Source organism: Chryseobacterium sp. (assembly GCF_019236175.1).
Taxonomy (GTDB): Bacteria; Bacteroidota; Bacteroidia; order Flavobacteriales; family Weeksellaceae; genus Chryseobacterium.
Genome location: NZ_JAFAJM010000024.1, coordinates 207,516 through 222,211, shown reverse-complemented (window position 1 = coordinate 222,211; position 14,696 = coordinate 207,516). Strand labels below are relative to the sequence as shown.

Annotated in this window: 16 protein-coding genes; 11 read left to right on the top strand and 5 right to left on the bottom strand. The window is 37.0% G+C overall.

The genetic code is table 11. The features are described 5' to 3' along the window. Nucleotides 1–91: 91 nt before the first annotated feature. The 5 genes from JO178_RS20935 to JO178_RS20915 are packed head-to-tail and all read left to right on the top strand — an operon-like array spanning nt 92 to nt 6,067. Entirely contained in the window at nt 92–1,255 is a 1,164-nt protein-coding gene (locus tag JO178_RS20935) for a porin (RefSeq protein WP_291940184.1), read from the top strand. A gap of 19 nt (nt 1,256–1,274) precedes the next feature. Further along, nucleotides 1,275–2,705 (top strand): anion permease, encoded by a 1,431-nt coding sequence (locus JO178_RS20930; protein WP_291940182.1) that lies wholly within the window; start codon nt 1,275–1,277, stop codon nt 2,703–2,705. 16 nt (nt 2,706–2,721) lie between these two features. Beyond that, nucleotides 2,722–3,378, top strand: a complete 657-nt coding sequence (locus JO178_RS20925; protein WP_291940180.1) for a succinate dehydrogenase cytochrome b subunit — start codon at nt 2,722–2,724, stop codon at nt 3,376–3,378. Between the two features lie 10 nt (nt 3,379–3,388). Continuing rightward, nucleotides 3,389–5,305, top strand: coding sequence for a fumarate reductase/succinate dehydrogenase flavoprotein subunit (locus JO178_RS20920; RefSeq protein WP_291940178.1), 1,917 nt, complete (start codon nt 3,389–3,391; stop codon nt 5,303–5,305). A gap of 12 nt (nt 5,306–5,317) precedes the next feature. Next, nucleotides 5,318–6,067 (top strand): succinate dehydrogenase/fumarate reductase iron-sulfur subunit, encoded by a 750-nt coding sequence (locus tag JO178_RS20915; protein ID WP_291940176.1) that lies wholly within the window; start codon nt 5,318–5,320, stop codon nt 6,065–6,067. 77 nt (nt 6,068–6,144) lie between these two features. On the opposite strand, the gene JO178_RS20910 is transcribed toward JO178_RS20915, so the two are convergent. The 3 genes from JO178_RS20910 to JO178_RS20900 all read right to left on the bottom strand — a co-directional run bounded on the left by JO178_RS20910 (nt 6,145) and on the right by JO178_RS20900 (nt 9,178). After that, on the bottom strand, nt 6,145–6,918 hold the full coding sequence (locus JO178_RS20910) for a cyclase family protein (RefSeq protein WP_291940174.1): 774 nt from the start codon (nt 6,916–6,918) through the stop codon (nt 6,145–6,147). Nucleotides 6,919–6,995: 77 nt separating this feature from the next. After that, complete coding sequence (locus JO178_RS20905; RefSeq protein ID WP_291940173.1) at nt 6,996–7,958, bottom strand: hypothetical protein; 963 nt, start codon at nt 7,956–7,958, stop codon at nt 6,996–6,998. 206 nt (nt 7,959–8,164) lie between these two features. Continuing rightward, complete coding sequence (locus JO178_RS20900; protein ID WP_291940171.1) at nt 8,165–9,178, bottom strand: nucleoid-associated protein; 1,014 nt, start codon at nt 9,176–9,178, stop codon at nt 8,165–8,167. Between the two features lie 262 nt (nt 9,179–9,440). Between JO178_RS20900 and JO178_RS20895 the strand changes: the two genes are divergently transcribed. From JO178_RS20895 to JO178_RS20875, 5 genes are all read left to right on the top strand, one after another. Further along, nucleotides 9,441–9,581: a hypothetical protein gene (locus JO178_RS20895; RefSeq protein WP_291940169.1), complete on the top strand. Its 141-nt coding sequence runs from the start codon at nt 9,441–9,443 to the stop codon at nt 9,579–9,581. Nucleotides 9,582–9,924: 343 nt separating this feature from the next. Beyond that, the gene (locus JO178_RS20890) at nt 9,925–10,281 is read left to right on the top strand and encodes a hypothetical protein (protein WP_291940166.1); all 357 of its coding nucleotides are present in this window, start codon (nt 9,925–9,927) and stop codon (nt 10,279–10,281) included. Nucleotides 10,282–10,363: 82 nt separating this feature from the next. Then, a complete protein-coding gene (locus JO178_RS20885) occupies nt 10,364–10,495 on the top strand; it encodes a hypothetical protein (RefSeq protein ID WP_262486735.1) in 132 nt (43 codons plus the stop codon). A 51-nt stretch (nt 10,496–10,546) separates the two neighbouring features. Continuing rightward, entirely contained in the window at nt 10,547–10,942 is a 396-nt protein-coding gene (locus tag JO178_RS20880) for a hypothetical protein (protein ID WP_291940161.1), read from the top strand. Between the two features lie 141 nt (nt 10,943–11,083). Then, a complete protein-coding gene (locus JO178_RS20875) occupies nt 11,084–11,677 on the top strand; it encodes a hypothetical protein (RefSeq protein WP_291940160.1) in 594 nt (197 codons plus the stop codon). Between the two features lie 58 nt (nt 11,678–11,735). On the opposite strand, the gene JO178_RS20870 is transcribed toward JO178_RS20875, so the two are convergent. Both JO178_RS20870 and JO178_RS20865 read right to left on the bottom strand, forming a co-directional pair. After that, nucleotides 11,736–12,251, bottom strand: a complete 516-nt coding sequence (locus JO178_RS20870) for a thioredoxin family protein (protein WP_291940159.1) — start codon at nt 12,249–12,251, stop codon at nt 11,736–11,738. A 133-nt stretch (nt 12,252–12,384) separates the two neighbouring features. Next, entirely contained in the window at nt 12,385–13,494 is a 1,110-nt protein-coding gene (locus JO178_RS20865; RefSeq protein ID WP_291940157.1) for a heparan-alpha-glucosaminide N-acetyltransferase domain-containing protein, read from the bottom strand. A 332-nt stretch (nt 13,495–13,826) separates the two neighbouring features. On the opposite strand from JO178_RS20865, the gene JO178_RS20860 reads away from it, so the two are divergent. Next, nucleotides 13,827–14,615 carry an AraC family transcriptional regulator gene (locus JO178_RS20860; protein ID WP_291940154.1) on the top strand — a complete coding sequence of 263 codons (789 nt, stop codon included), beginning with the start codon at nt 13,827–13,829 and terminating at the stop codon, nt 14,613–14,615. The last annotated feature ends 81 nt before the right edge of the window (nt 14,616–14,696 follow it).

Here is a 14,696-nt window from a genome sequence, read left to right as displayed (position 1 = left end):
TAGTGATGATCAATCAAAAAACTGACCGGAAAGCCACGAAAGCATTTTAGTACTTTCCGGCTTTAATAAAAATAAAAACAAATAAAAAGATATGGCCTTTTTTTCAATCAAAAAGAAAAGCCTGTTGCTGTGCATGCTGGCCTGTTGGTTTTCAGCAAATGCACAAATACAGGATTCTTTACAAACCCAACCTCAACCCGAAGATGAACATGTGAAATATCCGCAGCTTCAGATTAAAGGCCTTTTTCAGGCACGTTATCTGGTAGGAATGAGCAAAGATGTTGATGTAAACGGACTTCATCATTCGGACGGTTCCGGAACCAGCAATAATTTCATGCTGAAATACATGAGGGTTCAGGTACGGGCACAAATCAGTAAACGTACAGAAGTGGTAGTCTTGGCAAACCTTGCCGATTTCAAGAATGATCCTAAAAGCAGAGTTCTGGAAAATGCTTACCTGAAATATACTTTCAATCCTAAACTGGCCATTACCGTAGGACAATTCAGACCCTGGTTCGGAATTGAGGAAACGTACCCGATCGATATTATTAAATCTTTAGACTGGTCTAATCAATATACTGAATTCGGAAAGCTGGGCTGGACAAGTTTTCAAATCGGAATGTCTGCCACAGGGCAGCTTCAGCTCGGAGAAATTCCATTTCAATATGCCGTTTCTGTAGTCAATGGAAACGGAAAAAATCAAATCAATGATAATGATAACGGAAAGCAGTATTCTACCCGTCTGGTTTTTGGCTTATCTAAAAAGTACAATTTCAATGTAGGCCTAAACGGAGGTATCGGAGAAGTATTCAGTAAAAAAGTATATGCTTTGGGGGTGGATCTGAGTTCTTTGGTAAAATTCGATCCGAGATGGAGCCTTGATATGCAGCTGGAAGCAAAACAGGCAACCAATCATGTTTTATACAACTCTATTGATCCTGAAATAAGACCTGCCAATCCGGATCAGTATCTCGTTCGTGGAATTTATTTCCTTCCTAATCTAAGGTATGAGATCAACCACAAAAACCTGAGTGCTTTTGAAGTTTCATGCCGGTATGAATATCTGGATACCAATTTTCGGATGGATTCTAATCCAAGACAAACTGTTACCCCGATGTTCGGACTCGAGTTTCTGAAAAATTACGGTGCAAGAATTCAGCTGGGTGTTCAGTTTGACCGCTATAAATATCAGGTGGAAAATACCTCCCAATACAACAACAATCTATTCATCGTTCAGGTACAGAGTAGATTTTAACCCTTAAATAGTGATTATCATGAAAGAAATTAATATCAAAAACGTAGCAATTACATTTGCCGTTGCATTAATCATATGGTTCATTCCTGCTCCGGAGGGAGTTGCTGAGAATGCCTGGCATTTGTTTGCCATCTTTGCAGCAACCATTTTAGGGATTATCTTAAAAGCGGCTCCCATGGGAACGATGTGTATGATGGCCATTGGATTTACAGCACTTACCGAAGTGGTAGCTCCTGGTGATCCGGGAAAATCAATTACAAAGGCACTTTCAGGCTTCGGAGATAAAGTCATCTGGCTGATCGGGATCTCATTTTTTATTGCCCGGGGATTTATCAAAACCGGACTTGGAAACCGTATTGCCTTTTTATTCATCCGAATTTTCGGTAAAAGTTCATTAGGACTTGCTTACGGTTTAGGACTTGCTGATGTATGTCTGGCTCCTGCTATTCCGAGTAATACAGCAAGAGGCGGAGGAATTATTTATCCGATCATGAAGTCTATGGCCATGAGTTTTGATTCCGTTCCGGAAAAGCCGGAAACTCACAGAAAACTAGGTTCATTTTTAACATTGAACAGTTATTATATGAACCTTATCGCCTCATCTATGTTTCTTACAGGGACTGCAAGTAACCCGATGTGTCAGAAATTTGCAGCCAATCTCGGAATAAATATTACGTGGATGTCATGGGCCGCTGCCGGTTTTATTCCCGGAGCTGTTGCCTTCTTTGTAGTTCCTTTGGTTTTATACAAATTGTACCCGCCTGAATTGAAAAAAACAGGAGATGCACCGAAAATGGCAGCACAGAAATTAAAAGAAATGGGGCCTATCTCCAGAAACGAATGGCTGATGTTACTGGCTTTTTTCATTCTTTTAGTCTTATGGATTTTTGGAGGAGCGCTTTCTATTGATGCTACTACTACAGCGTTCATCGGGTTAACTTTACTTCTGTTAACTTCCGTATTGACCTGGGAAGATGTAAAAGGAGAAAAAGGAGCCTGGGATACTATTGTCTGGTTTGCCGTACTGGTTATGATGGCCAGTTCTTTAAATGAATTAGGCTTTATTGGCTGGTTCAGCAACCTTATCAAGGTACAAATCGGAGGTCTGAGCTGGCAGGTAGCCTTCCCGGTTATTATTGTAGTTTATTTCTTCAGTCACTATATTTTTGCAAGTGCCACTGCCCACGTAGCAGCCATGTATGCCGCTCTTTTGGGTGTAGGGGTTTCTTTAGGAATTCCTCCTATGTTATTGGCCATGATGCTTGGTTTTATGGGCTCAATTTATGGAGTGCTTACCCATTATGGACACGGTCCGGCACCGGTATTCTTCGGAAGCGGATATGTAGATCTTAAAGCATGGTGGCTCAGAGGTCTCGAAATAGGTATTGTATTATTAATTATCTACATGGTTGTAGGAGGATTGTGGATGAAAGTTTTAGGATATTATTAATTATTAAATCAACTCTATGTTATCAACATTGTCAAGAAAAATGCTGATGTGTCTTACCGGGCTCTTTCTGGGGTTCTTTCTGCTGATTCACTTTCTGGGAAATCTCCAGTTGTTTCTTCCGCAGGAGCAGGCGCATCTTCAGTTTAATGCGTACTCTCATTTTTTATCAGGAAATATCATTATCAAAATAGTTTCTTATGTTTTGTATGCCAGTATCATTGTGCATGCTGCTGACGGATTAGTGATCACTTTAAAAAATAAAAAAACGGGAGGAAACTACCGGAATGACAAACGTGGAAGGGCAAGTCAGTGGGCATCCCGGAATATGGGAATATTAGGAACATTAATTCTTATTTTTCTGGTCATTCATTTTCAAAACTTCTGGTACATCTATAAATTCGGAAATCCTCCTTTGGATGAAAATGGCAATAAAGATCTGTATATTCTTGTGGTAACCGTTTTCAAAGAATGGTGGTATGTGATCATCTATGTCCTGTCCATGATTGCTTTATGTTACCATATGATCCATGGAATACACAGTGCCGTAAGGACCTTGGGGCTTTACCATCCTAAATTTGTAAAATGGTTTAAAACCATTGGAATCGCCTATTCCATCATCATCAGCCTGGGTTTTGCCCTGATGCCGGTGTATGTGTTCTTTACTTACCATTAAAAGACTTATCATGATTTTAGATTCAAAAATACCACAAGGCCCTTTGGAACAAAAATGGGACAACTATAAAAAGAAAGCAAAACTCGTCAATCCGGCTAACCGTAAAAAGCTGGATGTCATTGTCGTGGGAACAGGACTGGCTGGAAGCTCCATAGCTGCTTCACTGGGCGAAATGGGATATAATGTTAAATCATTCTGTTTCCAGGACAGCCCCAGAAGAGCCCATTCTGTCGCTGCACAAGGAGGGGTAAATGCTGCCAAAAATTATAAAAACGATGGAGACAGTGTATACAGAATGTTTGTAGATACTCTCAAAGGGGGTGACTTCAGAGCACGCGAAGCCAATGTTTACCGTATGGCCGAATGTTCTTTAAACCTCATCGATCAGGCTGTAGCACAAGGTGTTCCGTTTGGTCGTGAATATGGTGGTTACCTTAACAACCGTTCTTTCGGAGGTGTTCAGGTAAGCCGTACTTTCTATGCAAGAGGACAAACCGGACAACAGCTGCTTCTTGGAGCTTATCAGGCTTTAATGAGACAAGTCGGAAAAGGCTCTGTTCAGTTATTTTCAAGACACGAAATGCTTGATCTGGTTGTCATTGACGGAAAGGCAAGAGGAATTATTGTAAGGAATTTAGATACCGGAGAAATTGAAAGACATGCTGCTCATGCAGTAGTATTGGCTACAGGCGGTTACGGAAAAATCTATTACCTTTCTACACTAGCCATGGGATGTAACGGCTCCGCCATCTGGAGAGCTCATAAAAAAGGAGCTTTAATGGCTTCTCCGAGCTGGATTCAGGTACACCCGACTTCTCTTCCTCAGTCCGGTGACTATCAGTCTAAACTGACTTTGATGTCTGAGTCATTACGTAATGACGGACGTATCTGGGTTCCTGCACAACCGGGTGAAAACAGAAAACCCAATGATATTCCTGAAAATGAAAGAGATTATTATCTTGAAAGAAGATATCCGGCTTTCGGAAACCTTGCTCCGAGAGATATTTCCTCCCGTGCCGCAAAAGAAAGAATTGATGCCGGCTATGGAATCGGACCGTTAAAAAATGCCGTTTACCTTGATTTTTCAAAAGCTATCAAAGAACAGGGAAAAGATAAGATCAAAGAAAAATATGGAAACTTATTTGATATGTATCTTAAAATAACAGGATATGATGCTTATAAGGAACCCATGATGATTTCTCCTTCCGCGCATTTTTCCATGGGTGGACTTTGGGTAGATTATGAATTAATGACCACCGTTCCGGGACTTTTCGCTTTGGGAGAAGCCAACTTTGCAGATCACGGAGCTAACCGCTTAGGAGCCAATTCTCTTTTGCAGGCTTCCGTAGACGGTTATTTTATCGCTCCTTACACCATTGCCAATTATCTGGCGGATGAAATTCATACCGGCAAAATCTCATCGGATACGCCGGAATTTGAACAGACTGAAAAAGCCGTGAAACAGCAGATTCAGGACCTGATGAATATCCAGGGAACCCAGACCGTTGACCACTTTCATAAAACATTGGGAAAACTGCTTTACGATTATTGCGGACTTGCCAGAAATGAAGAGGGGCTAAAATACGCTATTCAGGAGATCAGAAAATTAAAACAGGAATTTTACCGAGATGTGAAGGTCTCCGGACAAGGTGATACCATGAATACTGAACTTGAAAAAGCCGGCCGTGTTGCCGATTATTTCGAAATTGGTGAACTGATGTGCTACGATGCCTTAACCCGTAATGAATCCTGTGGTGCCCATTTCCGTGAAGAGTTCCAGACTCCGGATGGAGAAGCGATGAGAAATGATGCAGAGTACCAGTTTATTTCCGCCTGGGGCTGGACCGGGACAAACAGCGAACCCGAACTGATCAGGGAACCACTGGTCTTCGAAGAAATGCAGCCAACGGTAAGAAGTTACAAATAAAAAACAAAAATTATGGATTTACACCTTAAGATATGGAGACAGAAAGACAGAAAAAGTGAGGGAAAACTGGTCAGCTATGACCTTAAAGGACTGAATCCCGACATGTCTTTCCTTGAAATGCTGGACACACTGAATGAGAAACTGATCATTGAAGGAGATGAACCTGTAGAATTTGATCATGACTGCCGCGAAGGAATCTGCGGCCAGTGCGGAATGATGATTAACGGGATTGCCCATGGTCCCTTAAAACATACAACAACCTGCCAACTTCACCTACGTTCTTTTAAAGATGGTGAAACCATTCTGATAGAACCATTCCGGGCAGAAGCTTTTCCGGTAAAAAAAGACCTGAAGGTAGACCGTTCCGCTTTTGACAGGATCATCTCATCAGGAGGTTTTGTATCTGTCAATACAGGGCAGGCGCCCGATGCGACAGCCATTCCTGTTACTCATCAGACTGCCGAAGAATCTTTTGATTCTGCAGCCTGCATCGGATGTGGTGCCTGTGTAGCAACCTGCAAAAACGGAAGTGCCGCATTATTTACCTCGGCAAAAATCACTCATATGGTTTTACTTCCGCAAGGAAAAGAAGAAAGAAGCAAACGTGTATTGGATATGGTAGCCCAGATGGACACCGAATTATTCGGACATTGCTCCAATACTGAAGCCTGTGAAGTAGAGTGCCCACAAGGAATTTCAGTACTGAATATCGCCAGAATGAATTTTGAATATAACAGATCTTTATTCTTTAAAAAGAAATAACAGAAACTAAGTATATAATAAAAAGAGCGGATTTGTTAACCCTACAAATCCGCTCTTTTGTTTTTTTTATTGATATTCTATTCATTCATCATGGCTACTACCCTTGCCGGTGCTGCAGATCCGCCTACAATTTTAAGAGGAAATACACAGACCTTAAATCCTGATGGCGGCAACGATTTAAGATTGGTAAGCTGTTCGATATGCAAATATTCTTTTTCAATACCTACACGGTGTCCTTCCCAGAAATATTCCGGATCATTCAGTTCTTTTGCCCTTTTGGCCATAAATTTCAATGGCAAATCCCATCCCCACTGATCGATACCCATTACTTTCACCCCCTGATCGATCAGCCATTCCGTAGCTTCACGGCTCATTCCTGTTCCTTTTTCCACAAAATCGGAAGTTCCCATCATTTCATCACGGTCAGTTCTGATCAACACGATATTACCTTCCTGAATCACAATACCGTTTTTATCAAGATCCTTTTTAAGATCATCTATTGTGATAGCCACAAAATCTTCTTTATGAGTACAGTCAATTACAATTCCGTCCCCATAACACCATTCCAGAGGAATCTGGTCTATGGTTTTAGCGGGTTTCCCTTCTACAACAGGCCCATAATGCCATGGGGCATCAATATGAGTAGTCGCATGAAGTCCCATATTTTTGATCGTATCATCTGCCCATCCCGTCCAGTTTTTCGGGAAAAGCCTGAATGGAAGGTTCAGAGCCAGACGAATCAGCCAATGGGATTTTTTGTGAGATTTATGCTTGATCTTTACCCGCATGAACCATGGGTCACCTGCATTGTACTGAATAGGTTTGGATAAATCGACGATGGTTGTTTTCATGTACTCTGTTTGATTTGACAAAGGAAGGAAAAAAGCCGGAAATCACAAAGGAACATCTGATACCTCTGTTTTATATTCTAAAAAATTTTCGGAATTATAATTTTCTCAGGGTTATTTTCATCATACAGAATTTCTATGCTGCCTTGTTTAGGTACAGAAGAAAGATTCAGATGGCTGACTATTTTTTTATACACTGCAAAATGTTCCTTTCCTCTGAAATCTTTAAAGCTGACCTGAAACATAATTTGAGGCTGATCGTTAACGCTTACGCCGGTCTCACTTATACCTATAATTTCAGCCCGGGCATTTCTTCCGGAAAACAGAATCCGCTCTTCTTTCGTATTCTTAAAAAATTTCCCGATAATCAGCTGAAATACCAGTATATAAATAATCATCATCATGCCGCTGAAAATAATCGGGTGCATAAAGGTGAGAAATCGCCACCCAAAATCAAAAGATTCTCTTGTGTAGAAATAATAATATAACCCTATTACATAAGCAATAAGTAAGATGACAAAAACTCCTCTGAGTAATATTGCTGATGCATTCACCTTCACTTTCTGATTGCTTAAAATACAATAAGGCTCCTGTGAAACATTGGGGTTCAGCAGTATCTTTACCGTCTTTCCCGCATCATATCTTTTTTCCTGAGGTCTGGAATCATGAAACATCATTTCGTGCTCAATCATGGTATTCCTGAGATTAGGAAATGAAAGCTCAATCTGAATGGCATTCATATTGGTTTTAGGAAAATATTTGATCAGCGTAAAACGGGTGACTCTGGCCTCTCTCGGAATTCCGTTTCTAAGAATGGAATAAATGGTATTTCTCTGTTTAAATGTTTTAACAAAAAGGTTATTGATAAAGAAAATAATGATATATATCCAGATCAGTAACGAAAAACCGAGATATCCATAGCTAACGGCAAATGAATTTCTCGGTTCTGTTATGACTTCTTCAGTTATCATGTAAATGAAAACCGGAAAAGGAACGCAGAAAAAGAAGAGGAGAGCTCCCCAGAAAAATATCATAAACTTCATAACTCCTGTTTTGTAATCAGCAATAAAGTTATGATATTATTATTTAACTGAGCTTTGAAAGGTTTGAAGCCGGAAGAGAGAAGTTATGAACGTCATAAAGAATAATTATTTTCTTTTTTTACTTTTTAGGGTAAAAGTAATAATATACCTACTGTCAGTAATCATAACTGAAAGTAACGTAGTCTCTCTTCCGGCACTTTTCCCGCTTATACTTCTTTATCGAAATAAAGTCTGTAATATTTCCCTTTATCATCCTCGCCTGTTTCAATCTTCTGTCGATCTCCGTGGATGTAAATGTGAAAATTTTTATCCAGTTTAATGATGCTTTTGAAATGTCTTTGCGTTTTCTTTACCGCAGCCTCACTGATTGGAAATTCTTCAGCAATATTCACCTGCATATCCTGTTCATAATCGGTTTTAAAGTTAACAAAACTTTCAATGACGTGTTCATCTCCTAATACTTCATTAGCGAAATCATCCAGTTTAAATTCTTCTTTTTCTTTGAAGAAATTGATAGACTTATTCAGGAAATCTGCCTGATCAGCTTTAGAAACTTCAAATTCCTGTGGCAATTGTTTCGTAATATAATCTTTATATACCATTAAGGCTTCCTGCGTGTGGAAATATTCATCATCACGCTGTTTTACTTTTAGGAAATCTTCGAACCAGTAGTACATATCTCCGTTTTTATTGTTGTCAACGACAGAAAGTACATAGCCGGTCTCTTTATCATTATTATAGATTAAAGCTGCTTTATCAATTTTAGACAAGCCGATTCCCTGATCTTTTTCAATATCAAAGGTTTCCTCATTAGGATTAATTTTAAGGAAAGACTCTCTTTTTTCAGTTTTAAAGATTCCTATCTTATCCACTCTGTCCGGGCGATCACTTTCATCTTCAAAAAGTACAATAAACAATTCCCCACTCTGAACCCTAGGGTTTTCAGCAGCTTCGAAAAGGTGTTTTGCAATATTTTCAGACTCCCATATAAATTTGGACTTATCATCAAAAATTTCCGATACAGCACTATATACCGGATTATTTACCAAGTAAGAATCACTGTAAAAATGAAAAGTTTCCTCTGATTTGAATGATCCTAAAAAGTAATCTTCAAGCAATTCTGCCATTCCTTCCTCTAGCTTCAGTTCCTCCTGGGAAAGTGTTAAGGAATCTCCGTTGATTTTATTTCCGACTCTGTGTACTATAATTTTTGAAAACATCTTCTGAATATTTGGACTGCAAAGATATTCATTCTATTCTTTTCATCACAACAAATAAGTCTGTGTAAAAAGGTCTCAAAAAAAGCTCAAAAAAATAGTTTTCAAAAACACAATAGCATAATAATCAGATACATACAAATTAACCTAATTAAATATTTTTTAAAAAAAATAAATAAAACACTGATTATCATAAAATTACAGTCTTGAATATATGTCCTTTCTGAAACTCCGGTCTGAAGATACTTTTTCAGAAAAATTTAAAATGATCTGTTTAAAAATTATTATAAAACAACTGGCTATAGAATATAGTAAGATCTGTCTGATACAATATTTTGAAGTTCCGCCATTTATAGAAGAAACCAATACCATCTTTCAACTTGTAAAAAATAATATTTCATTGTAATAAAAGGCATTGATTGTTTTCCATTTTGATAAATTCCTTCTCAGTTTGAAATGCTTTTTCATCTAAAAATTTCAACAGAATAAACACAAAATATTGATTTTCATATACTTAATTATTTATCATTTTAAAAGGAACATCTTTGGCATCATGATTTTCAAAACATAAGAAAATGGACTTGAAAACATTAAACCGAATAGATAAATTAAGAAGACTAAAAAGCAGAGGTCCACAAACCCCGAAATGGCTGAAACCTTATCATCTTCTCTTTATCGCCTTTATAATTATTTTCATGTTTGGTGCGTTCATCAAACTGTTGGAACAAAACCACATTTAATAATATACTATGAATTATTTACAAGCCGTACAGGAAATCACAGAGGTGGTTCCCGATTTTGAAAATGAAGTGAAAGAAATTAAAATTCAGAACTCATACAGTATCATCCGGACTTTTACGGAGCGTATTAAAAGTATGATCCGCCAGAATGACAGAAATCTGCTTTTCAGAAGTTTACAAAAGATGGACAAAATTTATACTGACGGTGATACGGTATTAAAAAATGCAATTGAAACTACTTTTATTTATTCTCTGGACAATTCTACAGCTTTTTGCAGCGATGAATACAGAAAAGTGATATTTAGTCATATTTCTTCCAGCTTACAGCAAATTTATTCGAGACAGATTTACAGCCACGGTATATAAATGTTTTATTACATTTTTTATCCGTTTCATTACAAAGTGTTTAAATTAAACAAAATTAAAAATAACTCACAATCAATAGATTATGAAAAATAAAATCAGAAAAATTTCAGACTGGAAAACCTGGAAAACCACGACTAACAGACACAATTCAGAGATATTACTCACTCACATTGCCGTGATTGTAGGCGTTTTTATTTTTGCAGCCTGTCTTTAAATTTTGGTATACATTTCGCTGCAATAAAAAGTGTTTGAAAAATTCTTAATTATGATGAAAGTACAAATGCAAACTATTAATCAAAAAATAGCTGTTGACTACTTAAAATTTTTCTATCCAAGACTTCGTAACGAAATCACACAGTTATCTGTCCAGGACAACTTTGCCGGAATTATGCAGGCTACCGTTAATTACCTGAAAGGCCTGTTGCAGGAGTCGAAGATCAACATTATAGCTCATCACATCAAATTAATGGATGGTCTTTACAGGAATGGAAATACCTATGTAAGAACGATGATCGAGAATATTTTCGTAAGGTCCTTCGAAAGCTTTAAAAAACATGCTAAGATCCAGCATTGGAAACTTCTGTATCAGTATATGCCTGTAAGCTTCCAGATCATCTATAATGAACAGCAAAAACAGGATCAAATCTACTTTGGTAAATAAAAATAGTTTAATTTGAAAAACTCCCCGGGCAATTCATTTGTTTGGGGAGTTATATTTTAATTTTTGTCTCTGCACTGTAATTTTCAATCTATGCCCTTCGTCAATACATTCAAAAAAACTATTTTTGCAAAAAAAGCTATGATGAAGTATTCATTTTGTACGGCCTTCACTCTTTTATCATTGATTTCATGCGGGAATAATGATAATATGATTGAAGATCCCAGACCCATTGATAAGGAGCTTCACAGTTTCGAATTCAAAGGATACAGCGTCATCAGTACTACATCATACAAAGGGTCCAAAGGTCAGAAATCTGCTCCGGATGAAGCTTATCTGAATAATTACTGGAGTCTGTATAAAGAACCGGCATGGAAAAAGATAGATCTTGATCTTCACAATAATACAATCCGTCTGGTAGCCGGAACTTCTGCAGATATTACTTATGCTATTAAAATGGTCAATGACTCTGTCTTAATTGATGATAAAACGATTAAACCGAATTATGTAGGGAATTACAATAAAAAGGAATCTTCTTTTACTTTAAAAAGGACTTTCAGATATATTAAAAAAGCTTCAAGAGAAACTGAAGGATTACTGATTACTCAAAACACTCTTTTCGGAACCACTCAATATGATACTATTTTCGGAACAGTTTTTACCAATCCTTCGCAAATGACAAAATCAGGAGACGAAGTTCTTTGGAGTAATGTGGATTATTATTATCAGGCTCCCTAAAATCATCTTGTGAGAATATAAAAAAATAAATCCCGGGTCATCACCCGGGATTTTATTATTAATCTTTTTTCGCAAATACATTACCAATGATCTGAAGTTCTTCTTTATTCAGTTTCGAGGTTTTCTTTAGTTTTTCCGTAAAGGATGTGATTTCCTGAGGCGTTGACGGAGAGCCTAAATTTTCTCCCTTTTCATCAAAAGAATTGGCCAGCACTTCCCCTTTTGAGTTTAATATCAGCCAGAACGGAAGTCCGGCTTTTTCACCTTTGTACTTATTCATCAGTTCCTGCCCGCCCGGATTTTCAAGCGACTTTTTTTCCGGCCTTTCCTGAACATCAATATAAGCTATAACAAATTTCTTATCAAAAATAGGTTTGGCTTCAGGAAGATTCATATTTTTTTCCATCATCTTACACCATTTGCACCATGAAGCATGAAACATCAAAAGTACATTTTTGTTATGAGTCTTAGCCTCGACAAGTGCTTTATTTAATACTATATTAGCCTTTTCCTGTGCCATTCCGAATTGAAACAGAAATAAAGCAACTACGACAATAATTTTAGAATATTTCATTGGAGTTTTTTATTTACAATTAAAACTCAACGAATATAATTATTTTTCTTCTTATTCTGAGCGGGGTTTCTGATAAAGACAACGATGAAAACAGATGATAAATCATAATTTATGCTAGCTTTTCCGTTGTAGACTATTTCAGTACGGTACCGTCTGCCGGAATACGCCTGAACACAATTAACGGTTGTTTTTTTCTAATAATATCCAACAGATTCTGAACGAGGAATGTGAGAATAATATACATCAGGATGAGCATGAGTACAACTGTAATTCCGTGTTGTCTGTATCCAAACACGCTTTTGCCCCAGGAAATTAATATCCATTGTATCATATACATGGAGGTAAGATTTCTGCTGCAATATTTTAAGATTCTTATCATGGTATTTTCTTTAGCTTTTAAAGTAATCTTAAAAATCATCCAGAGAAAGATAAGTGTCCATCCGGCAAAGTAAATGACACCTCCCGGTCCCATGTGGTAAAAACCATTATAATTATATTCCCCGTATATAAAAACCAAAGGGGCTCCTATAGCAATAAATATAAGACCTGTATACAGCATATTCTTAAACAGCTGCCGGCTGTTATGATTAAGTTCCAGAAACCATTGGCCAAAAAACATTCCTATGATAATAAAAGACATCCATGGAAAAACAGGAAAATAGACATAGGCAGGAAAATCATTATTAAAAAGCAGATCCAGCACATAATTAACAACAGGAAAATCTATATTAATTCCGCTTACTTCTCTGGATATAACTGCTACCAGAAGGCCTATAGCCAGAATTCCGTATTTATTCTTTATGTATTTTCTGATAAAACCTACAAATAATAAAGACATTCCTGCCAGTTGTAAAATATCTCCCAACAATTCCAGATACATGTACTGCTGTTCTATCGGGCCGTGCCATCCGTATTTTTCAATAAAATGTTCAGGAGCAAATCCTAAAACTGCAGGAACAATAAACTTCATGAAATTCATAAAAAAACCTGCTAATAAAAGCAGTCCGCCACGTTTCAGAGAGCTTTTCAGACTTTGATGACTCGAAGTCATAAATGTAATTCCCATACAGATAAGAAAAATAGAAGTGCCTCTTCCCAGAAAGACAATAAAGCTGCCTATTAGTGTTTCTGACTGAGATTTTACATTCGCAAATATCAGTAAGGTATGAATGATGATCATTCCGATAACACTCATTCCTTTTATCAGGTCAAGTGCTAAAATTCTTTTGTTTTGGTGTTCCATAATTTTTTAGTTTTTGGATTATCCATTGTATTGCATTCCGTATTCATAATGCCGAGTTACAAAAGGTAAACTTTAGGTATTAATTTTATTTTGTTTATAATTTTTATTGATTCTAAATAAAAACAAATGTACAGATTTTAAATATATATTCTGATTTTAGTTTACAAATTTTCTGGTGTTATCAAAACCTCGGTTGTTAAACAGACTTTGCATACGTTATTCTCCGGTGTATCTTACCCTCAGTCACATAACAAGTCATTTATATGATTTTTTTTGTAATTTAGATTAGTTTATTTCCCACTCAACTTCATTTAAATTCTAACGAGCAGATTATGATAGAAATAAAAAAATATTCTCATCAGTCAGGACATCCTGAACCGAGACGGGTAATTAAATATACCCTATTCTGGTGCTGTAACGGAAATGCTGAAGTACTGATAGATGAAAATATGTTTGTTCTGAATACCAATCAGGTGATTACCATTACTTCCGGCCAGTTTCATCAATTAATGCATGTAGAAGGAGAACTAAGTGTTTTAGAATTTACTTTAGATTTTTTCAGTAAAAGTGATAATGACATTGAGCTTATTTTTCATAACGGTCTTTTCTGCCACTTCGGAATGAATGAAATCATCACAGTCCGTAACCCTGATTTTTTTACGGAAACACTCAGTATTATCGAAAAAGAAATTCGTGAAAAACCTTATCAATATCTGATTTCCATCCATTCTCTGGTTGAATTATTATTGATAGAAATCAACCGTAATAAAATAGCCAATGGTGATGAAATCTGGAAACCGGATGCCCTGTTTCTAAAATTTCTGGAAAGTGTCCGGACGCATTTTCCCGACAATTATCCGGTCTCCCGTTTTGCAGATATACTGGGAACTACGGAAGCAAAACTGAATGAAGTTTCAAAGCTGCATACCAATAAAACAGCGCAAAATGTAATTTACAGTCTTACTGTTTCGGAAGCCAAAAGGCTACTGCTGTATGAAAAACTGAACATTAAAGAAATCGCTTACCAGCTGGGCTTCAATGACCCTTTTTATTTTTCCAATTTCTTTAAAAAACATACCTCTCTGTCTCCTAAAGATTATCAGAAGGCAGTAAAAAATTAAATCGTTCACCCCCTTTAAGATTTAAATTCCAGACTTTCATTTCAGAATATTACATGTTTTTCCTGAAATTGTCTATTCTTT